14 protein-coding genes are annotated in these 16291 nt (G+C 59.1%); 7 read left to right on the top strand and 7 right to left on the bottom strand.

Annotation, left to right across the window (positions count from 1 at the left end; translation table 11 throughout):
- Positions 1-19: 19 nt before the first annotated feature.
- From JQ848_RS09480 to selD, 3 genes are all read right to left on the bottom strand, one after another.
- Complete coding sequence (locus tag JQ848_RS09480) at positions 20-1684, bottom strand: AMP-binding protein (protein ID WP_202210533.1); 1665 nt, start codon at positions 1682-1684, stop codon at positions 20-22.
- A 129-nt stretch (positions 1685-1813) separates the two neighbouring features.
- Entirely contained in the window at positions 1814-2899 is a 1086-nt protein-coding gene (gene mnmH, locus JQ848_RS09475; protein ID WP_003445051.1) for a tRNA 2-selenouridine(34) synthase MnmH, read from the bottom strand.
- Positions 2899-3933: a selenide, water dikinase SelD gene (gene selD / locus JQ848_RS09470; RefSeq protein WP_003445053.1), complete on the bottom strand. Its 1035-nt coding sequence runs from the start codon at positions 3931-3933 to the stop codon at positions 2899-2901. The genes mnmH and selD overlap by 1 nt, the downstream gene beginning before the upstream one ends.
- A gap of 605 nt (positions 3934-4538) precedes the next feature.
- Here selD and JQ848_RS09465 point away from each other — a divergent pair.
- Complete coding sequence (locus JQ848_RS09465; RefSeq protein ID WP_003445056.1) at positions 4539-4868, top strand: hypothetical protein; 330 nt, start codon at positions 4539-4541, stop codon at positions 4866-4868.
- A 1167-nt stretch (positions 4869-6035) separates the two neighbouring features.
- Positions 6036-7421, top strand: coding sequence for a magnesium transporter (gene mgtE / locus JQ848_RS09460; protein WP_003445057.1), 1386 nt, complete (start codon positions 6036-6038; stop codon positions 7419-7421).
- Positions 7422-7499: 78 nt separating this feature from the next.
- On the opposite strand, the gene JQ848_RS09455 is transcribed toward mgtE, so the two are convergent.
- The 3 genes from JQ848_RS09455 to JQ848_RS09445 all read right to left on the bottom strand — a co-directional run bounded on the left by JQ848_RS09455 (position 7500) and on the right by JQ848_RS09445 (position 9998).
- Positions 7500-8456, bottom strand: a complete 957-nt coding sequence (locus JQ848_RS09455) for an electron transfer flavoprotein subunit alpha/FixB family protein (RefSeq protein ID WP_202210532.1) — start codon at positions 8454-8456, stop codon at positions 7500-7502.
- Positions 8457-8458: 2 nt separating this feature from the next.
- Positions 8459-9208, bottom strand: a complete 750-nt coding sequence (locus JQ848_RS09450; RefSeq protein ID WP_202210531.1) for an electron transfer flavoprotein subunit beta/FixA family protein — start codon at positions 9206-9208, stop codon at positions 8459-8461.
- Positions 9209-9293: 85 nt separating this feature from the next.
- On the bottom strand, positions 9294-9998 hold the full coding sequence (locus tag JQ848_RS09445; protein WP_165439689.1) for a YoaK family protein: 705 nt from the start codon (positions 9996-9998) through the stop codon (positions 9294-9296).
- Between the two features lie 207 nt (positions 9999-10205).
- Between JQ848_RS09445 and JQ848_RS09440 the strand changes: the two genes are divergently transcribed.
- The 5 genes from JQ848_RS09440 (at position 10206) to JQ848_RS09420 (ending at position 15138) form a co-directional block, all read left to right on the top strand.
- Positions 10206-10880, top strand: a complete 675-nt coding sequence (locus tag JQ848_RS09440; protein WP_003446489.1) for a histidine phosphatase family protein — start codon at positions 10206-10208, stop codon at positions 10878-10880.
- 286 nt (positions 10881-11166) lie between these two features.
- Positions 11167-11388, top strand: coding sequence for a YgdI/YgdR family lipoprotein (locus JQ848_RS09435; protein WP_161719726.1), 222 nt, complete (start codon positions 11167-11169; stop codon positions 11386-11388).
- A gap of 100 nt (positions 11389-11488) precedes the next feature.
- Positions 11489-12544 carry a permease gene (locus JQ848_RS09430; protein WP_029612989.1) on the top strand — a complete coding sequence of 352 codons (1056 nt, stop codon included), beginning with the start codon at positions 11489-11491 and terminating at the stop codon, positions 12542-12544.
- Positions 12545-12812: 268 nt separating this feature from the next.
- On the top strand, positions 12813-13541 hold the full coding sequence (locus tag JQ848_RS09425; protein WP_127196762.1) for a carbonic anhydrase: 729 nt from the start codon (positions 12813-12815) through the stop codon (positions 13539-13541).
- A gap of 73 nt (positions 13542-13614) precedes the next feature.
- Positions 13615-15138, top strand: a complete 1524-nt coding sequence (locus tag JQ848_RS09420) for a SulP family inorganic anion transporter (protein WP_003446481.1) — start codon at positions 13615-13617, stop codon at positions 15136-15138.
- Between the two features lie 97 nt (positions 15139-15235).
- Here JQ848_RS09420 and JQ848_RS09415 read toward each other — a convergent pair whose 3' ends face one another.
- Entirely contained in the window at positions 15236-16264 is a 1029-nt protein-coding gene (locus tag JQ848_RS09415) for an AraC family transcriptional regulator (protein WP_003446479.1), read from the bottom strand.
- Between the last annotated feature and the right edge of the window lie 27 nt (positions 16265-16291).

The following is a 16291-nucleotide window of genomic DNA, read 5'->3' as shown; positions in this document are numbered from 1 at the left end:
CTGAAATTTTGCCTGACGGTCAAGCCGTGACTTTGGCGCTTGCGGCCAGTTCGGCCTTGGCGATTTCCTGATTGCGCAAAATAAAACGCTGCAATTTGCCGCTCGGGGTTTTGGGTAATTCGCTGACGAACTCGATTTCACGGGGATAGGCATGGGCCGACAGACGCTGACGCACATGCAAACGCAGGGCTTCAGCCAGTTGCGCATCGCCCAGGTACTGCGGGCCGAGTACGACAAAGGCTTTGACCAGCTCGGTACGCTCGGGGTCCGGCTTGCCCACCACGGCGGCTTCGATCACTGCGGGATGCTCGATCAGGGCACTTTCAACATCGAAAGGTCCGACCCGATAACCGGAAGTGGTGATCACATCATCGCTGCGTCCGACAAAGCTGATGCTGCCGTCCGGGTTCAACTCCACGGTGTCGCCGCTCAAGTAGTAATTGCCGACAAATGCCTTGGTGTTGAAGCCCTGATAGCCGGCGAACCAGCACATCGGCGACTGGCTGCGGTCCACGGCCAGAATGCCCGGCTGGCCCACCGGCAGCTCCTGATGATTGTCATCGAGCACCACAATCCGGTGGCCCGGCGAGGCGAAGCCGGCGGCACCCAGATGCACGGGATGATCCAGGCCGTGGTGATTACACAGCACCATGCCGAGTTCGGTCTGGCCGTAGTGATCGTGAATGGTGACGTTGAGCTCATCGGCGAACCAGCGAATGACTTCCGGGTTCAGCGGTTCACCGGCGCTGCTCACGGCACGCAACTGGCCTTTGACCTTGCTTGAGAACGCACTCCCGGCGGCAATCAGCATGCGGTAAGCCGTGGGCGAGCCGGTGAGGTTGGTGATGCCGTACTTGGTGATCACCCGACAGGTGCTTTCAACCGTGAACGGGCCATCGTAGAAGGTGATGGGATGGCCCATCGACAGCGGCCCGGCAATTCCGAAATAAATGCCGTAGGCCCAGCCCGGATCGGCCAGGTTCCAGAATGAATCCTCGGGGCGCAAATCCACCGCATCGCGGGTATAGCTCTGGAACGCGACAATTGCCTTGAGCGGAACCAGAAGCGGCTTGGCCGGCCCGGTAGTGCCCGAGGTGAACATCAGCAAAAACGGATCTTCGCCGGTCAGCATCACCGGTTCACAGACCGGCGGGTAGTTGTCCAGCTCGGCCCAGAAACTGAAATCACCGCGAACCAGGCCCTGCCCCTTGGCACCGGCCACCGTGACAATCGGCGGGCAAGCATTGACCTCATCGAGTTTGTAACGGTTAGCCGCATCGGTGACCACCAGCGCCGCCCCCGAACTGTTGATACGGTGCTCGATGGCCTTGGGACCGAACGCGGTAAACAGGGGCTGGTAGATGGCGCCGATACGCCAAGCGGCGAAGGCCACCACCAGCAGCTCGACATTGCGTGGCAGCAAGCCTGCCACTTTGTCGCCGCGCCGGACCCCTTGAGCCAGCAGGAAATTGGCAAAGCGTGCTGCCTGTTCCTGTAACTGGCTGAAGGTGTAGGTCGCGCTGGTGGCATCGCGCCCTTCCCAGAACAACGCAATACGGCCCGGCAGGGCGTGGCGGTCGCAGCATTCGACGCAGGCATTGAGTGCTGCCAGATGACCGTCCAGTGCTCCAGTCACCGTTCGCTGGTAATCAAAGTCAGCCATCGTGGTCAGATAGTCGCGCATCAGCAGAATCCCTCGGTCTTTATTTTTAGGATGGGAACCGTGAAAAATCCTGCTGATGATCGCCTCGGGAGGGCTCTGCAACAATAGTCAAACCGCTCAAGCTGAGTGACTGGTTTGGCCAATGCGCAACTAGCTTCGCAGGTACTCCAGCACGGCCGCCTGATCGCCGGCAAAGACAATGCGCGAACCTTTTTTCTCCCGCTGAAAGCTATACATCGGGTCGTAATATTCGCGCAGCAAAGCCTCGATCCAGACCCGGTGCAGATCAACCGCCCCGCAACTCGCCTGTTCTTTGAGCGCCGCTTGCATCACCGCCTGCAAACGCTGATGACGTTCGCCGCCCAGACGTCGCTGAATATTGGACAGGCTTTCCAGCAAGCGTTGTGAAAACAGGGTGAAGCCGTGCTCACCGTTTTTGGCGGTGAATTCGGCACACAGCTGCACCACGTAGTCACGCAAAATGCGCTCGACGCGGCTGTCCAGACTGTCTTCGAGCCAGACCATCGGCGCGTCTTGCATGCGCTGATAGAGGGCTAACGGCAAGGCACAGCTACCGACCGTGCGGCTTTCATCTTCCAGCACCAAACGTTCGTGGCCCCGGGCGCGCTTTTTCAGCACATCAATGGCCAGACGGTTTTCAAAGTCGATGTTCGAAGGCTGTCCGGTAGCGCGTTTGCCGAAGCTTGAACCCCGGTGATTGGCGTGCCCTTCGAGGTCCAGCGCATTGTCGAGCTGCACCAGCACGTCGGTTTTACCGGTGCCGGTCATGCCGCCAAGTACGGTGAGGTCACACTGTTGCACAGCGTCGTCGACGGTCTGGATCAAGAAGGTACGCAATGCCTTATAGCCGCCGGTAACCCGCGGGTAGTCGATCCCGGCGTCCTGCTTGAGCCATTGCTGGACGATTTGCGAACGCATGCCGCCCCGAAAGCAATACAGGCAGCCATCCGGGTTGGCGCGGGCAAAGTCGGCCCAGGCCTCAAGACGCTCGGCCCTGGTCTGGCCCGACACCAGCTGGTGCCCGAGCACCACGGCGGCCTGCTGGCCCTGTTGCTTGTAGCAGGTGCCTACACGCTCCCGCTCGTGGTCGGTCATCAGCGGCAGGTTGACCACGCCGGGGAAGGCGCCCTTGTTGAATTCGATCGGCGCCCGGGTGTCCATCATCGGCCGGTCATTAAGGAACAGCTCGCGGAAGTCGGTTACGTCATGAGCCATCATGACACCTCAACCGCGTACGTCTGTCGCTCTACCAGCTGGCCGATCGATTCCAGTTCCAGCCCGTGCTCGCGAGCCATCTCAATGAACGCCTGATTACCCTGCGCAGTGACGGCCACCAACAGTCCGCCACTGGTTTGCGGATCACAGAGCACCAGCTTGTGCAGCTCTTGCAACGGCGCAAGCTTGCTCGCGTAACTGTCAAAATTGCGCAAGGTGCCGCCGGGCACGCAACCCTGTTCAAGGTAGTACTCGACCGAGGCCAGTTTCGGCACTTTGGCGTACTTGATCTGTGCAGTCAGATGACTGCCGTCGGCCATTTCCACCAAATGCCCGAGCAGGCCAAAACCGGTGACATCGGTCATTGCCGTGACCCCTTCGAGCCTGGCGAACTGGCTGCCGATTTTGTTCAGGCTGCACATCCAGTCCCGTGCCACGCCGACGTCTTCAGTACGCAATTTGCCCTTTTTCTCGGCAGTGGTAAGGATGCCGATGCCCAAGGGTTTGGTCAGGTACAAATGGCAACCTGCGGTGGCTGTGTCGTTGCGTTTCATATGGCGCTTGTTGACCACACCGGTCACCGCCAGACCGAAAATTGGCTCCGGGGTGTCAATCGAGTGGCCGCCCGCCAGAGGAATGCCCGCTTCGTCACAGACCGCACGGCCGCCGCGAATCACTTCACGGGCCACTTCCGGCGGCAACAAATGTACCGGCCAGCCCAAAATCGCAATCGCCATCAACGGATCACCGCCCATCGCGTAGATGTCACTGATGGCATTGGTGGCCGCAATCCGCCCGAAATCATAGGGATCATCAACAATTGGCATGAAGAAATCGGTGGTTGAAACCACACCGCGCTCCTCATCCAGGGCATAAACAGCTGCATCGTCGCGGGACGCATTGCCTACCCAGAGTTTGGGGTCGAGGTTCTGCGCCCCGCTGCCGGCAAGGATCACTTCCAGTACCTGAGGCGAAATCTTGCAGCCACAGCCCGCACCGTGGCTGTACTGGGTCAGGCGAATCGGCTCGCTCATGGGTACCTCTAGTCGTTGTCAAAGCGCCAGATACTAGCAGAGCGGGTCCAGGCAGGAGCCGCTATATCAGGCAGCACAGGGTGCAATCATCGCCAGACAGGCCCGCTCCCGGGCAATTCGCCCCGCCCCGGACGATGACCGGCATGCAGAAAACAGACTGCCGAGTCACATATGTAGTGCCTGAAAATAATCACTACATATGTATTGACGACTCACTTTTCCCCCAGCATTATGCAGACGTCTTCCCCACCGGAAGCGCTGGAAAGGGTTGTTGTAAGCATGTTCGACGAGCTGTCGAGCTGTTCCGGGATAGGTACTGCCCACAAGGCAGAATTGATGAAGCTGACCTGGCTTGATCGTCCACGTTCAGGGCGTGAGTTGCTAGCGAAACGTCCTCAAGACGCTTGTGGCTGATGTGTCATGTCACCCTTGCATCCTGGTTCACGCTGCTCTCCCTCGCTGTACGCTGTTTGTGTAGTGCTTGAGATATCCACTACACAGGACTGACTCAAGGCCGGATCTGCTTTAGATAGACACTACGTAGCGCTGCAGGTGCAGTTGCGCGAATCAATTAGACAGATCAACGAGTGGTCAAGGAGTTAGCTATGAACCTGAATAATCAACCGACTGTTAATGAGCTGGCTCGACTCTTCGCCGCCCAGAAAGACACGTTGAACGACCACATCCTGTGGATCAGCGAAGCTGGTGATGTTCGCATCGACCCGGTCGCTGCCTGCAAGGAAGAAACCGCATTCGAGAAGGACCGCCCACAAATGCGCGCCCATCTCAAGATGTACCGCCGTGGCCAGGGCTACGTGGGCAAGAAGGCCGCTGCCGATACCGACTACATGGCGCGCGTACTGCAAACCCTGACCCTGACCTGGGAAAAGGCTCAAACCGAGCCGGTACTGGTCAAAGTTAACAGCTACAGCTGATAACCTTCGGTAATGCAAAACCCGGGTGGAACAGTTCTACACCCGGGCCCAAGGGCTGAGTTCCGTACGGAACTCAGCCCTTCTTGTTTCAAAACATCTGCACAAGCCGGCGATGCACTACCACGCAACTATGACAAATAGATGTACGACTCGAAACCAGCAACAAACTATCAACCCCCCCCTCATACTGCCTGCTCTACAAAGACCTGAAGTCATATCACTCCAGTGCCGCCTACTTGATAGTTAAATCCGTAACTCGGCTCCAACTTTCTCTCAGCCATTAATAACCGGCAGCTTGCCATTCGAATACTGTCTATATGCTGTCTAGATAAGACAGTTGCCACCAGAAAAATACACTTACATTTTACCCCATACCCGCCCATCTCCAGCACACGCCTATAACCCGTGCCCTGCAGCCATGAGCGACGGGGGAAATCGCTGAATACACACTCTACCGCCAACAACTTTCCAATTTACAGTTTTATCTTTTCCTGTTTATTATCTCGGCGCCTTATTAATAGCGGAGACCTTTGTGGGTACTTGTTCGAGCGACAGTGACCGACCAGTTAAAACAATCGGTAAAATCTCAGCGAGATAACGCGCAGCCTTTCTTCTGCCGTTTCTCGCCAAGATCGAGATACGGCTTCTTATAGCGCTGGGCAACCAGACTACGCACTTTTAGCCAACTCCAACTGTTTCCGGTATTACAACTCCGACCGGGTTGCAATGCCGCGGATACTGCGCGCAATTTTCAGCGCCCAGGTCATGCCGATCCCTGCCGCACAGGTTATCGGCCGACAGTACCAGCAAGGCCTTTTTCATCGACTCAGGATCAGCCTGCGGCGTGTTCGCCCCTGCTTGTCCCCCACTGACCAGAGCTTAGTACGTTCAGCGCATCAGTGAACCATGGAGGTGTCTCATGGACCCCGACCCCGATAGATCAACGCCAACCATAGTCCTTTTTATTTCCAGTCCAATTGTCTGGCTCCATGCCAGAGGCGCGCCTTGATTTCACCCGGGCCCCTCTGCATGGGCAGCCAGCCAGGAGAAAGTCATGCCTTTGCGCTTTTCCTCTGCCTGCCTGAGTAATTTGCAGCGTTCAGCACGCCCACTGATCCGCTCCCATGCACGTCACACCGTCCAGTCCCACACCGCGGGAGAAAAATAATGAACCGCGAAGATCTGCTGTTTGCTGTCCGCACCCTCGCTCGCTCACTTGATGCCAAGGTATTTGCCCAGATCGTCAGCACCACCCCTGCCATCGACGTGATCGATGCACTGGATCATTGCGATACGGTCCAGACCGCCAGTTTGCTCCTGCTTTTGAGCGCCGAACAACGTGCAACGCTCTTTGCGTACTTCCCGGCGGCCCGCCAGGACTTGCTCCTGCAAGCAATGCCGGCAGATGAAGTGGTTGCTCTGTTCGAGCAGCTCCCTTCGGATGACCGGGCCGACATATTCAACCGCTTGAGCAAAGATGCCCGGCAGAAACTGCTGCCGGAACTGACCAAGAGCGAACGTGATGACATCCTTAAGCTGGCGGCCTATCCGGAGGGCACCGTTGGCTCCGCCATGTCCTCCGACTACGCCGCACTGGCTGTTGAAATGAACGTCGAACAAGCCATCGCATCCCTGCGCGCGATGGCTCCGGACAAAGAGACCCTTGATGTGCTTTTCGTGCTCGACACTGAGCGGCGTCTACTGGGTACAGTTGCCCTGCGCGATCTGGTACTGGCCACCCCGGCCACCCGGATCAGTGATTTGATGAAGCACGAGCCGGTACTTGCCCAGGCCCAGCAGCCGCTGGAAGCCGCTGTCGAACTCATTCGCCGCTATGACCTGCTGGCACTGCCGGTGATCAATGCAGACAAACGCATGATCGGCATAGTCACCGTCGACGACGCCATGGATATCGAAAAAGAGCAGGATGCTACCCAGCTGGCGCGGTTCGGGGGTACAGCTTCACTGGGCGGGCCTGATCTGGATGTGCGCAACTCGCCTTTCAAGAAAATGTTCGGCGTGCGGGTCTTCTGGCTGGCGATCTTGACCTTCTTCGGCATCATCACCAGCAACTTCGTGGCAGCCCAAGAGGAAATCCTGTCCCAGGCAATCATCCTGGCCGCCTTTATCGCCCCCATTGTCGACATGGGCGGCAATACCGGAAGCCAGTCTGCGACCCTGGTGATCCGCTCCATGGCGCTGGGTGAACTGAAACTGCGCTGGCGTGACGTGTGGTTCATTCTCAAGCGCGAACTGCCAGTGGCGGCTGCACTGGGTATTGCCATCGCGGTTCTGGAAATCGTTCTGGCGCACTTCAGCAAGGGTGTAGGTTTCGACATCCTCATGGTGGTGGGTCTGAGCATGCTGGTGTGCACCACACTGGGCGGAATAATCGGTGCACTGCTGCCCTTCCTGGCCCGCCGGATCGGTACCGACCCGGCCACCCTGAGTTCACCGCTGATCACCTCAGTGATGGACCTGGTGGGTGTATTCATTTACTTCGGATTTGCCTATGCCTTCCTCGGTGACCTGCTGACTCAAACAACCGCCTGAGTTGCGCAACACCCCCGCAGCATCGCGCTTTAGCCCTTTCGGCCCTCCTGATCAGGAGGGCCTTTTACATGGGGTAGTTCAGACCGCAGATTGCAGCTCGGGAACGGCTTCGAACAGGTCCGCAACCAGGCCGTAATCGGCCACCTGGAAGATCGGCGCTTCTTCGTCCTTGTTGATCGCAACGATCACTTTGGAGTCTTTCATACCGGCCAGATGCTGGATCGCGCCGGAGATACCAACTGCGATGTACAGCTGTGGCGCAACGATTTTGCCGGTCTGGCCGACCTGCATGTCGTTCGCTACAAAACCGGCATCAACCGCCGCACGGGAGGCGCCGACACCTGCACCCAGCTTGTCGGCCAGTGCATACAGGTATTTGAAGTTATCGCCGTTCTGCATGCCGCGACCGCCGGAAACGACGATTTTGGCAGCTGTCAGCTCCGGACGATCCGACTTGGCAAGCTCTTCACCAACGAACGAGGAAATGCCTGCATCGTGCACTGCTGCAACCGCTTCAATGGCTGCCGAACCACCCTGGGCAGCAACCGGATCGAAACCGGTGGCACGCACGGTGATCACCTTGACTGGCGCAGTGGACTGCACGGTGGCAATGGCGTTACCGGCATAGATCGGACGGGTGAAGGTGTCAGCGCTTTCAACCGAGATGATCTCGGAGATCTGGTCAACGTCCAGCTGCGCAGCAACACGCGGCAGGATATTTTTACCGTTGGAAGTAGCGCCAGCCAGGACGTGACTGTAGCCCGCAGCCCCCGCTCCTTGTACAAGAGCAGCTACCAGCGGAGCAACGTTTTCCGGCAACTGATGGGCGTAAGCCGCGTTGTCAGCCACCAGCACTTTAGCCACACCAGCGATTTGCGCAGCAGCTTCAGCCACAGCACCAATGCCCTGGCCTGCAACCAGAACGTTGATCTCGCCACCGATTTTTGCGGCAGCGGCCACGGTGTTCAGCGTGGCCGGAGCCAGCGCCTTGCCATCCTTTCCTTCTAAAAAGTCGGCGATTACCAGGATAGTCATCTTTAGATTACCTTCGCTTCGTTTTTCAGTTTCTCGACCAGTTCAGCCACCGACTTGACCTTGATGCCGGCGCTGCGTGCCGCCGGCGCTTCAACTTTCAGGGTCTTGTTGGTCGAAGCGGTCGAAACGCCCAACGCCTCTGGCGTCAGCACTTCAAGCGGCTTCTTCTTGGCCTTCATGATGTTTGGCAGGGACGCATAACGCGGCTCGTTCAAACGCAGGTCGGTGGTGACGATGGCCGGCAAGCTCAGCGAAACAGTTTGCGCGCCGCCGTCAACTTCACGGGTAACGGCAACCTTGTCGCCCGCCACTTCAACTTTGGAAGCGAAGGTGCCCTGACCGTAGCCGGTCAACGCAGCCAGCATCTGGCCGGTCTGGTTGTTGTCGCTGTCGATGGCCTGTTTGCCCAGGATCACCAGTTGCGGCTGTTCCTTGTCGACCACGGCCTTGAGCAACCTGGCAACGGCCAGCGAGGTCAGGTCTTCGGCAGATTCGACGAGGATGGCGCGATCGGCACCCAGAGCCAGCGCGGTACGCAGCTGTTCCTGAGCCGTGGTCGGGCCGATGGAGACGACGACGATTTCAGTCGCAACGCCTTTCTCTTTCAGGCGCACGGCTTCTTCCACAGCGATTTCGCAGAAGGGGTTCATCGACATCTTGACGTTGGCGAGGTCAACGCCGGAGTTGTCCGCTTTGACGCGAACCTTGACGTTGTAATCGACCACTCGCTTGATACAGGCCAGCACCTTCATTATTTCTCCCCCGATGGCTATTGGTGCCCCAGCTTATCCTGCAGGCACTGACCCGCGTATCGACCATTCGGGTTAGACAAGCCGCCTAGCGCGGCATGTAATCTCGCTGCCAGCGCCGCGGAATCTTCAGCGACACCAGCCCCAGTACGGTGGCAAAACCGGCACTGAACAGCATGGCCCGAAGCCCGAAGTGCGCCTCCAGCAATGCCCCCAGTACAGCTCCCAGCAACATCCCGGTCCATGGCACCAGTTGCACTCGCCAGCCGCTGTGCCGTTCCCCCAGCATCCAGCGCCCCAGCCCCCGGCCAAAACGCGACAACGCGCCGGTCACATACGTCAGCCCCACCGGCAGGCCGTTAACCTGCTCCACAGCGGCATTGAGCATGCCCATGGCCACAATTGCCGCCAGCAATGCCGGAACCCGGGTATCGAACGGCAACAGCGCCGCCGTGCACAACAGACCGGCAATCACCAGCATCAAGGGTAACGCCCGGCGACCGCTCAAACGCCCCAGCAAAACACCCACGGCGTTGCCCGTAATAAACGCCAGCACGGCAAAGATCAGGCGTAGCGCCATGGACCCATCACCCTCGCCAATCGCCACTGCCATTCGGGTCGTGTTACCACTCATGAACGAGACGAAATCGCCGGTGGCCAGAAAGCCGATGGCATCGGTCATGCCCGCCAGTACCGACAAACTTGCGACCAACCCCAGCCCCACCCGGCCGCGCCAGGCACGCACACGCTGATGAAGGGGGTTGCTGGACCTTCTAAGTGGCACAGGAAGCATCGATCGGGCCCTCAGGCTCAAATTGTAAGAAAATCCCCATATTGCACAGGTATAACCGAACCAATATCGAAAAAGGCGTCTAATAGACACTTTGACTCAAGGAGGAGAATCATAGGACGTTTACACACGACAGGGATCAACGCCCGAGAACCCCCACTCGCCGCGTCCAGGCAGGTCAGCCTTAATGGACCTAACCAGAAGAGCCCCATGACCAAAGCTGTTTGGAACACCCCCCGACTCAAGCCTTATCTGCTCGGCGTCATCCCCGCGCTACTCGTCGCCGGTGCGATCACGCTGGCAGTGCATGCCGATAAAGTTTTTGCCCAACCCATAGACGGTGTGCAGACACTGGTTTTCATGCGCCATGCGGAAAAACCTGCCGACGGTCTTGGGCAACTCAATTGCCAGGGACTGAACCGTGCCATAGATTTGGCGACCCTGCTGCCACAACGCTATGGCAAGGCCGATTACGTATTTGCCGCCGACCCTTCGCGCCAGGTTGAAGAAGGCGCCGACGATGACGCCTACAGTTATGTCCGGCCGCTGATGACCATCAATCCCAGCGCCATCAAACTGGGTTTGCCGATCAATCTGGAGTACTCGGCCAACGATACCCGGGCCCTGGCCAACGAGTTGACTGACGACAAGTATCACAATGCAACCATCTACACCGCATGGTCCCATGGCTATCTGCCCGAGTTGATCAACGGCGTCGCCAGCAAAGCCCTGGGCAAAAAGACCACGCTGACTGACGACTGGTCCGGCGGTGACTTTGATTCCCTGTATGTGCTGACCCTGACCTGGAAAGACGGCAAGGCCAGCCTCCTTAGCCGGGTGGACAAGCAGGGCCTGAACAATGGCGCCAAAGGTTGCCCGACCTGACGGGTCTGCTCCTGATCGAGCCCGGGGCCATGCTCGCCGCCGCCCTGCAATCGCCGTAAAACCAGTGACGTACCACAGTTTCTGGCTTTTCCCGGGCCTGCTGGCGTTTAATACGGCCCACGCTGCGGGCCCGGTCGCGATGCACCGGCCGTTTAAAATTTATCTCTGCCCATGACGCACTCCCGACGTAAAAAGCGGTCACATGCGGCAACCACTTTCAACGCTGGCCATTGCATCAGGCCCGGCACGACCAACTGCTTATTTGCGAACGAACCAAGGTACTTGCATGAAGATCAACGTTATCGGTTTGCCTTTACTCCTGGCTGCTGTCTTGGGCCTGGCGGGCTGTGCAGCACCTACGGTCGTGACCCTGCAAAACGGCACGCAATACCTGACCAAAGACCAGCCAAAAACCACCGGCAAGGATGGCTTTTACGAATTCGTCGACATTGCCGGCAAGCACATCAAAATCAAGGCCGCTGACGTCGCCACCGTTAAATCGGACTGACCCCCGGTCACTGGCAAGTTGCTCCTGGGCAAGCAGCCACCCCCCGGACTGTGCGCTCAGGTATGATGCCGCGCTATTTCCCAGCGTTCGGTAATTCTTTATGTCCAGTCTCTCCTCACCCAGACCCGCCCGGGGCTGGTCATTCTGGTGGAAGCCTTTGCTGTTCCTGCTGGTCGCGGGGATCGGTCTGTACTACGTCAAATGGTCGCCCTACTACTTCAAGGCGTTTGTCGCCGCCGATAACCACAGCATCGGTGCGTCGATCCTCAACGACAATCAGGGCGAACCCGTTGCCGCTGCACTGGCCTATGCCAAGGTGTATTTCCTGGCGATCTGGAAAGCAGCCGTCCTGGCGGTCATTCTCGGCTCACTGATTCAGGTCCTGATTCCCCGCGACTGGCTACTGCGCCTGTTTGGCAAGGCCGGGCTGGGTTCGACCCTGCGCGGCGGCCTGTTCGCCCTGCCTGGCATGATGTGCACCTGCTGCGCCGCACCTGTGGCCGCCGGCATGCGCCGGCAAAAAGTCTCGGTCGGTGCGGCACTGGCATTCTGGATCGCCAACCCGGTCCTCAACCCGGCCACCCTGGTGTTCATGGGCTTTGTACTGGGCTGGGGCTTTACCGCGCTGCGTCTGGTCGCAGGGGTGATACTGGTGATCGGCGTGTCCCTGATTGCGCAGCGCATCTCGCGTCCCGAGAGCATCCCTGAAGCAGCCCTGGATGCCGTATCGGAAGCCAGTGTGATCGATCAGCAGAATTTCTTCAGCCGCTGGGGCCGAACGCTATGGCAACTGTTCTGGAACACCATCCCGGTCTACCTGCTGGCAGTCCTGCTGCTGGGCGCGGCGCGGGTGTGGCTGTTCCCCCATGTGGACGGTGCCATGAGCGACAGCCTGATGTGGCTGGTACCGCTGGCCATTATCGGCACCCTGTTCGTGATCCCGACGGCAGCTGAAATCCCGATTGTGCAAACCATGATGGCACTGGGCATGGGCACCGCCCCTGCCGTAGCGCTGCTGATGACCTTGCCGAGCGTGAGCCTGCCGTCATTGTTGATGCTGCGCAAAGACTTCGACGCCCGGGTCCTGATCAGCGTGGCGCTGATGACCATGCTGGTGGGCGTGCTCAGCGGTCTGGCGGGGATGTGGTTGCTCTGAACCCTGCACCGGGGGCTGCTATTGCCCCCTACCCTGCAGGAGCGAGCTTGCTCGCGAGCTCTGTGTCATAAAAAGCCTGCTCGAGACCCAGGCATCACGGTCGCCCTACCCCCTCTCACACCGCCACTGTAGTTGCCTTTTAACATCATCAAACCCTTGTTCTAGAGCGGCCCATTAAGGTTTAGTTAAGTTTCGCGCGCTAGTGTGACCGGCGAGTCACAAATGACTCGCATTAACTATTAACCCGCTCTGCCACAGAGGTTGAATGATGGATAATAAAGTCACACAGTCATCGGCTGCAGCATGCTCCCCTCCCGAAACGGAACATGCCGACGCAGCGCTTCACCTTATTGTCGAAGGTTTTTTACATTTTCATCGGGAGGTCTTTCCGCAACAGAAAGACCTGTTCAAAAAACTGGCCACGGCCCAACGACCAAGGGCAATGTTCATTGCCTGCGCAGATTCACGCATCGTCCCCGAATTAATCACCCAGAGTGCCCCCGGAGATTTGTTTGTGACCCGTAACGTCGGCAATGTCGTGCCACCTTACGGCGAGATGAACGGCGGCGTATCAACGGCCATCGAATACGCCAACCTGGCACTGGGCGTGCAGCACATCATCGTTTGCGGGCACTCCGACTGTGGCGCGATGCGCGCTGTGCTCAACCCCCGCAGCCTGGACAAAATGCCCACGGTCAAAGCCTGGTTGCGCCATGCCGAAGTTGCCAAAACCATGGTCCAGGAGAACTGTGCCTGTGCCAATGAAGCCGAAGGCATGCACGCCCTCACCGAAGAAAACGTGATTGCCCAGTTGCAGCACCTGCGCACTCACCCGTCCGTGGCCTCGCGCATGGCCAACGGACAATTGTTCATCCATGGCTGGGTCTACAACATCGAAACCAGTCAGATCAAAGCCTACGACGCCGAGCGCGGCTGTTTTCTGCCTTTGGACAACCTGCAAGACATCCCTTGCGCGACCCCCAGAGCGCGCTTCTGACCCCTCCTTGCCACCGCATTACACAGTTCAGACAAGCCTGGATGCGCCTCAATAAACCTCAGGGAGAATCATCATGCGTGCTGCACAATTAAAAGCTGTACTGCCACGGGAGCTGCTGGCCTCGGTGGTGGTGTTTCTGGTCGCCCTGCCCTTGTGCATGGGCATTGCCATCGCCTCCGGGATGCCGCCGGCCAAAGGCCTGATCACCGGGATCATCGGCGGCCTGGTCGTCGGCTGGTTGGCCGGCTCACCGCTGCAAGTCAGTGGTCCGGCCGCCGGGTTGGCAGTCCTGGTCTTCGAGTTGGTGCGCCAGCACGGCATGGCCATGCTGGGGCCGATCCTGCTACTGGCCGGCTTTCTGCAACTGGTGGCCGGGCGTCTGCGCCTGGGATGCTGGTTCCGCGTTACGGCCCCGGCCGTGGTCTACGGCATGCTCGCCGGGATCGGGGTACTGATCGTACTGTCACAAGTGCATGTGATGCTCGACGGCGTCCCCCAACCGTCGGGGCTGGATAACCTGACAGGCTTCCCGGCCGCCGTGGCCGAGGCCATTCCCGGTCTTGGCTGGCAAGCCGGCCTGCTTGGCCTGACCACCATGCTGGTGATGTGGGCCTGGGATAAATTACGCCCGCATAAATTGCGTTTTGTCCCCGGCGCCTTGCTGGGCGTGGGCCTGACCACGGGTGCCAGCCTGCTGTTGGCCTTGCAGGTCAAGCGCGTGCAAGTCCCGGAAAACCTGGCAGACGCCATCGACTGGCTACGCCCTGCCGACCTGCTCAACCTGGCCGATCCCAGCCTGCTGGTTGCGGCGTTCGCCGTGGCGTTTATCGCCAGTGCCGAAACCCTGCTCTCGGCGGCAGCCGTTGACCGCATGCACAATGGCCAGCGCTCCGACTTCGATAAAGAACTGTCGGCGCAGGGTGTCGGCAACATGCTGTGTGGCCTGGTCGGAGCCTTGCCGATGACCGGCGTCATAGTGCGCAGTTCGGCCAATGTACAGGCAGGTGCCACGACGCGGCTTTCGGCGATGTTCCATGGCGTCTGGCTTTTGGCTTTTGTATTGCTGCTGTCCAGTGTGCTGCAAAGCATTCCGGTGGCGAGCCTGGCGGGTGTACTGGTCTATACCGGGATCAAGCTGGTGGATCTCAAGGCGTTTCGTGGTCTTGGGCGCTATGGGCGGATGCCGATGTTTACCTACGCGGCAACAGCGCTGGCGATCATCTTCAGCGACTTGCTGACCGGGGTACTGGTGGGCTTTGGTCTGACCCTGGCGAAACTGGCGTGGAAGGCATCGAGGCTCAAGATCAGCCTGATTGAACTGCCCGTGGCGGGTGAAATGGAGTTACGCCTCACCGGCGCGGCAACCTTCCTCAAGGTTCCGGCCTTGACCCAGATACTGTCGCGGGTGCCTGCCGGTAGCAGCGTGCATGTACCACTCAACAACCTGAGCTATATCGACCACTCGTGCCTGGAACTGTTTGAGGAATGGGGCCGGGCCAATGCGGCCAAGGGGTCCAGACTGATGATCGAACCTCGGGGCCTCAAGCGTCGCCTGGAAGGCAGGATACGCACGACTACAGGGCTGGGCTCGGCTTAACGACAACCGCGTCGCCGATCGCAACCTGCGTAGCCGCTGACGAGCTACGCGAGGCTGCGATCGATCGATCGCACAGCGATCGAATATCCATCCGTGCCTACGCCGTCGGGGACTCCGCCCCCTGCAGAATCAGACTCCGATAATGCCCCGGATTGGTCCCCGACCATTTGCGGAACGCCTTGTAAAACGAGCTGGTTTCGGCAAAGCCCAGGCGCAGCGCAATATCGGCGAAGCTCAGTTGCGGCTCTGCCAGCCAGCCAATAGCCAGCTCCTTGCGCACACTGTCCTTTATTCCTTGCCAGGTCTGCCCTTCCTCCGCCAGACGCCGACGCAAGGTTGAAGCCGACATGCACAACCGCTGGGCCATGCCCCCGGTTTCCGGCCACTGATGCGCAGGCAATTGCCGCAAATCCTGCTTGATCTGACTGCCCAGACTTTGCGGATCACGGTACTTGACCAGGATATTGGCCGGCGCCTGGGCCAGAAAGCTCTGTAACTCCTCGGGGCTGCGCTTGATCGGGGCTGCCAGACAATCAGCGGCAAAGATCATCCGCGTACGCGGGCGGTCAAAACGCAGGTTGGCGGAGAACATCACTTCATAATCTTCGCAGTAATCAGGCGCAGCGCAGCGCAGCTCGATGGCCATGATCGGAATCCGTCGGCCCGCCAGCCAGCAGGCAACGCCGTGCACGATCATCCAGTAGGTGAAGTAGGTAAAAGCGCGGCCCGACCCGGCGTCAGATTCATGCAAGACAATTTCCGCCAGGCTCTGCTGGCGTACCAGACGCGCAGGCATGCGTTCGAGCATCAACGACAGAAACCCCAGTACCAGCTCCAGCCCCTGGGCCAGGGTGGGCTGGACCATGGCCGCGCGCGACATGAACGCCAGGCTGCCATGCCTGAGCTTGCGCGGGTCCATGCCAAAGAACTCATCATCCAGGCGTCGCGCCAGCAGTCGCCACAGGCGCGCATAAACAACCGCAGGCACCCGGGCCTGCGGCTGACCGAGCAACTGCGGGTCGATCCCGACCTTATGCAGCACTTCGTCCATGGCCTTGCCCGGCGCGCAGCTCTGCAGCAGCGCCTCACGCACCAGATGAATAGAGATGGTGTCTTTGTTCAGCATTGGCCCTGATCCAAGCCCGGTGACCTT

The organism is Pseudomonas paraversuta (genome assembly GCF_904067025.1).
Classification (GTDB): Bacteria; Pseudomonadota; Gammaproteobacteria; order Pseudomonadales; family Pseudomonadaceae; genus Aquipseudomonas; species Aquipseudomonas paraversuta.
This window is presented reverse-complemented; position numbering and strand designations above follow the sequence as displayed.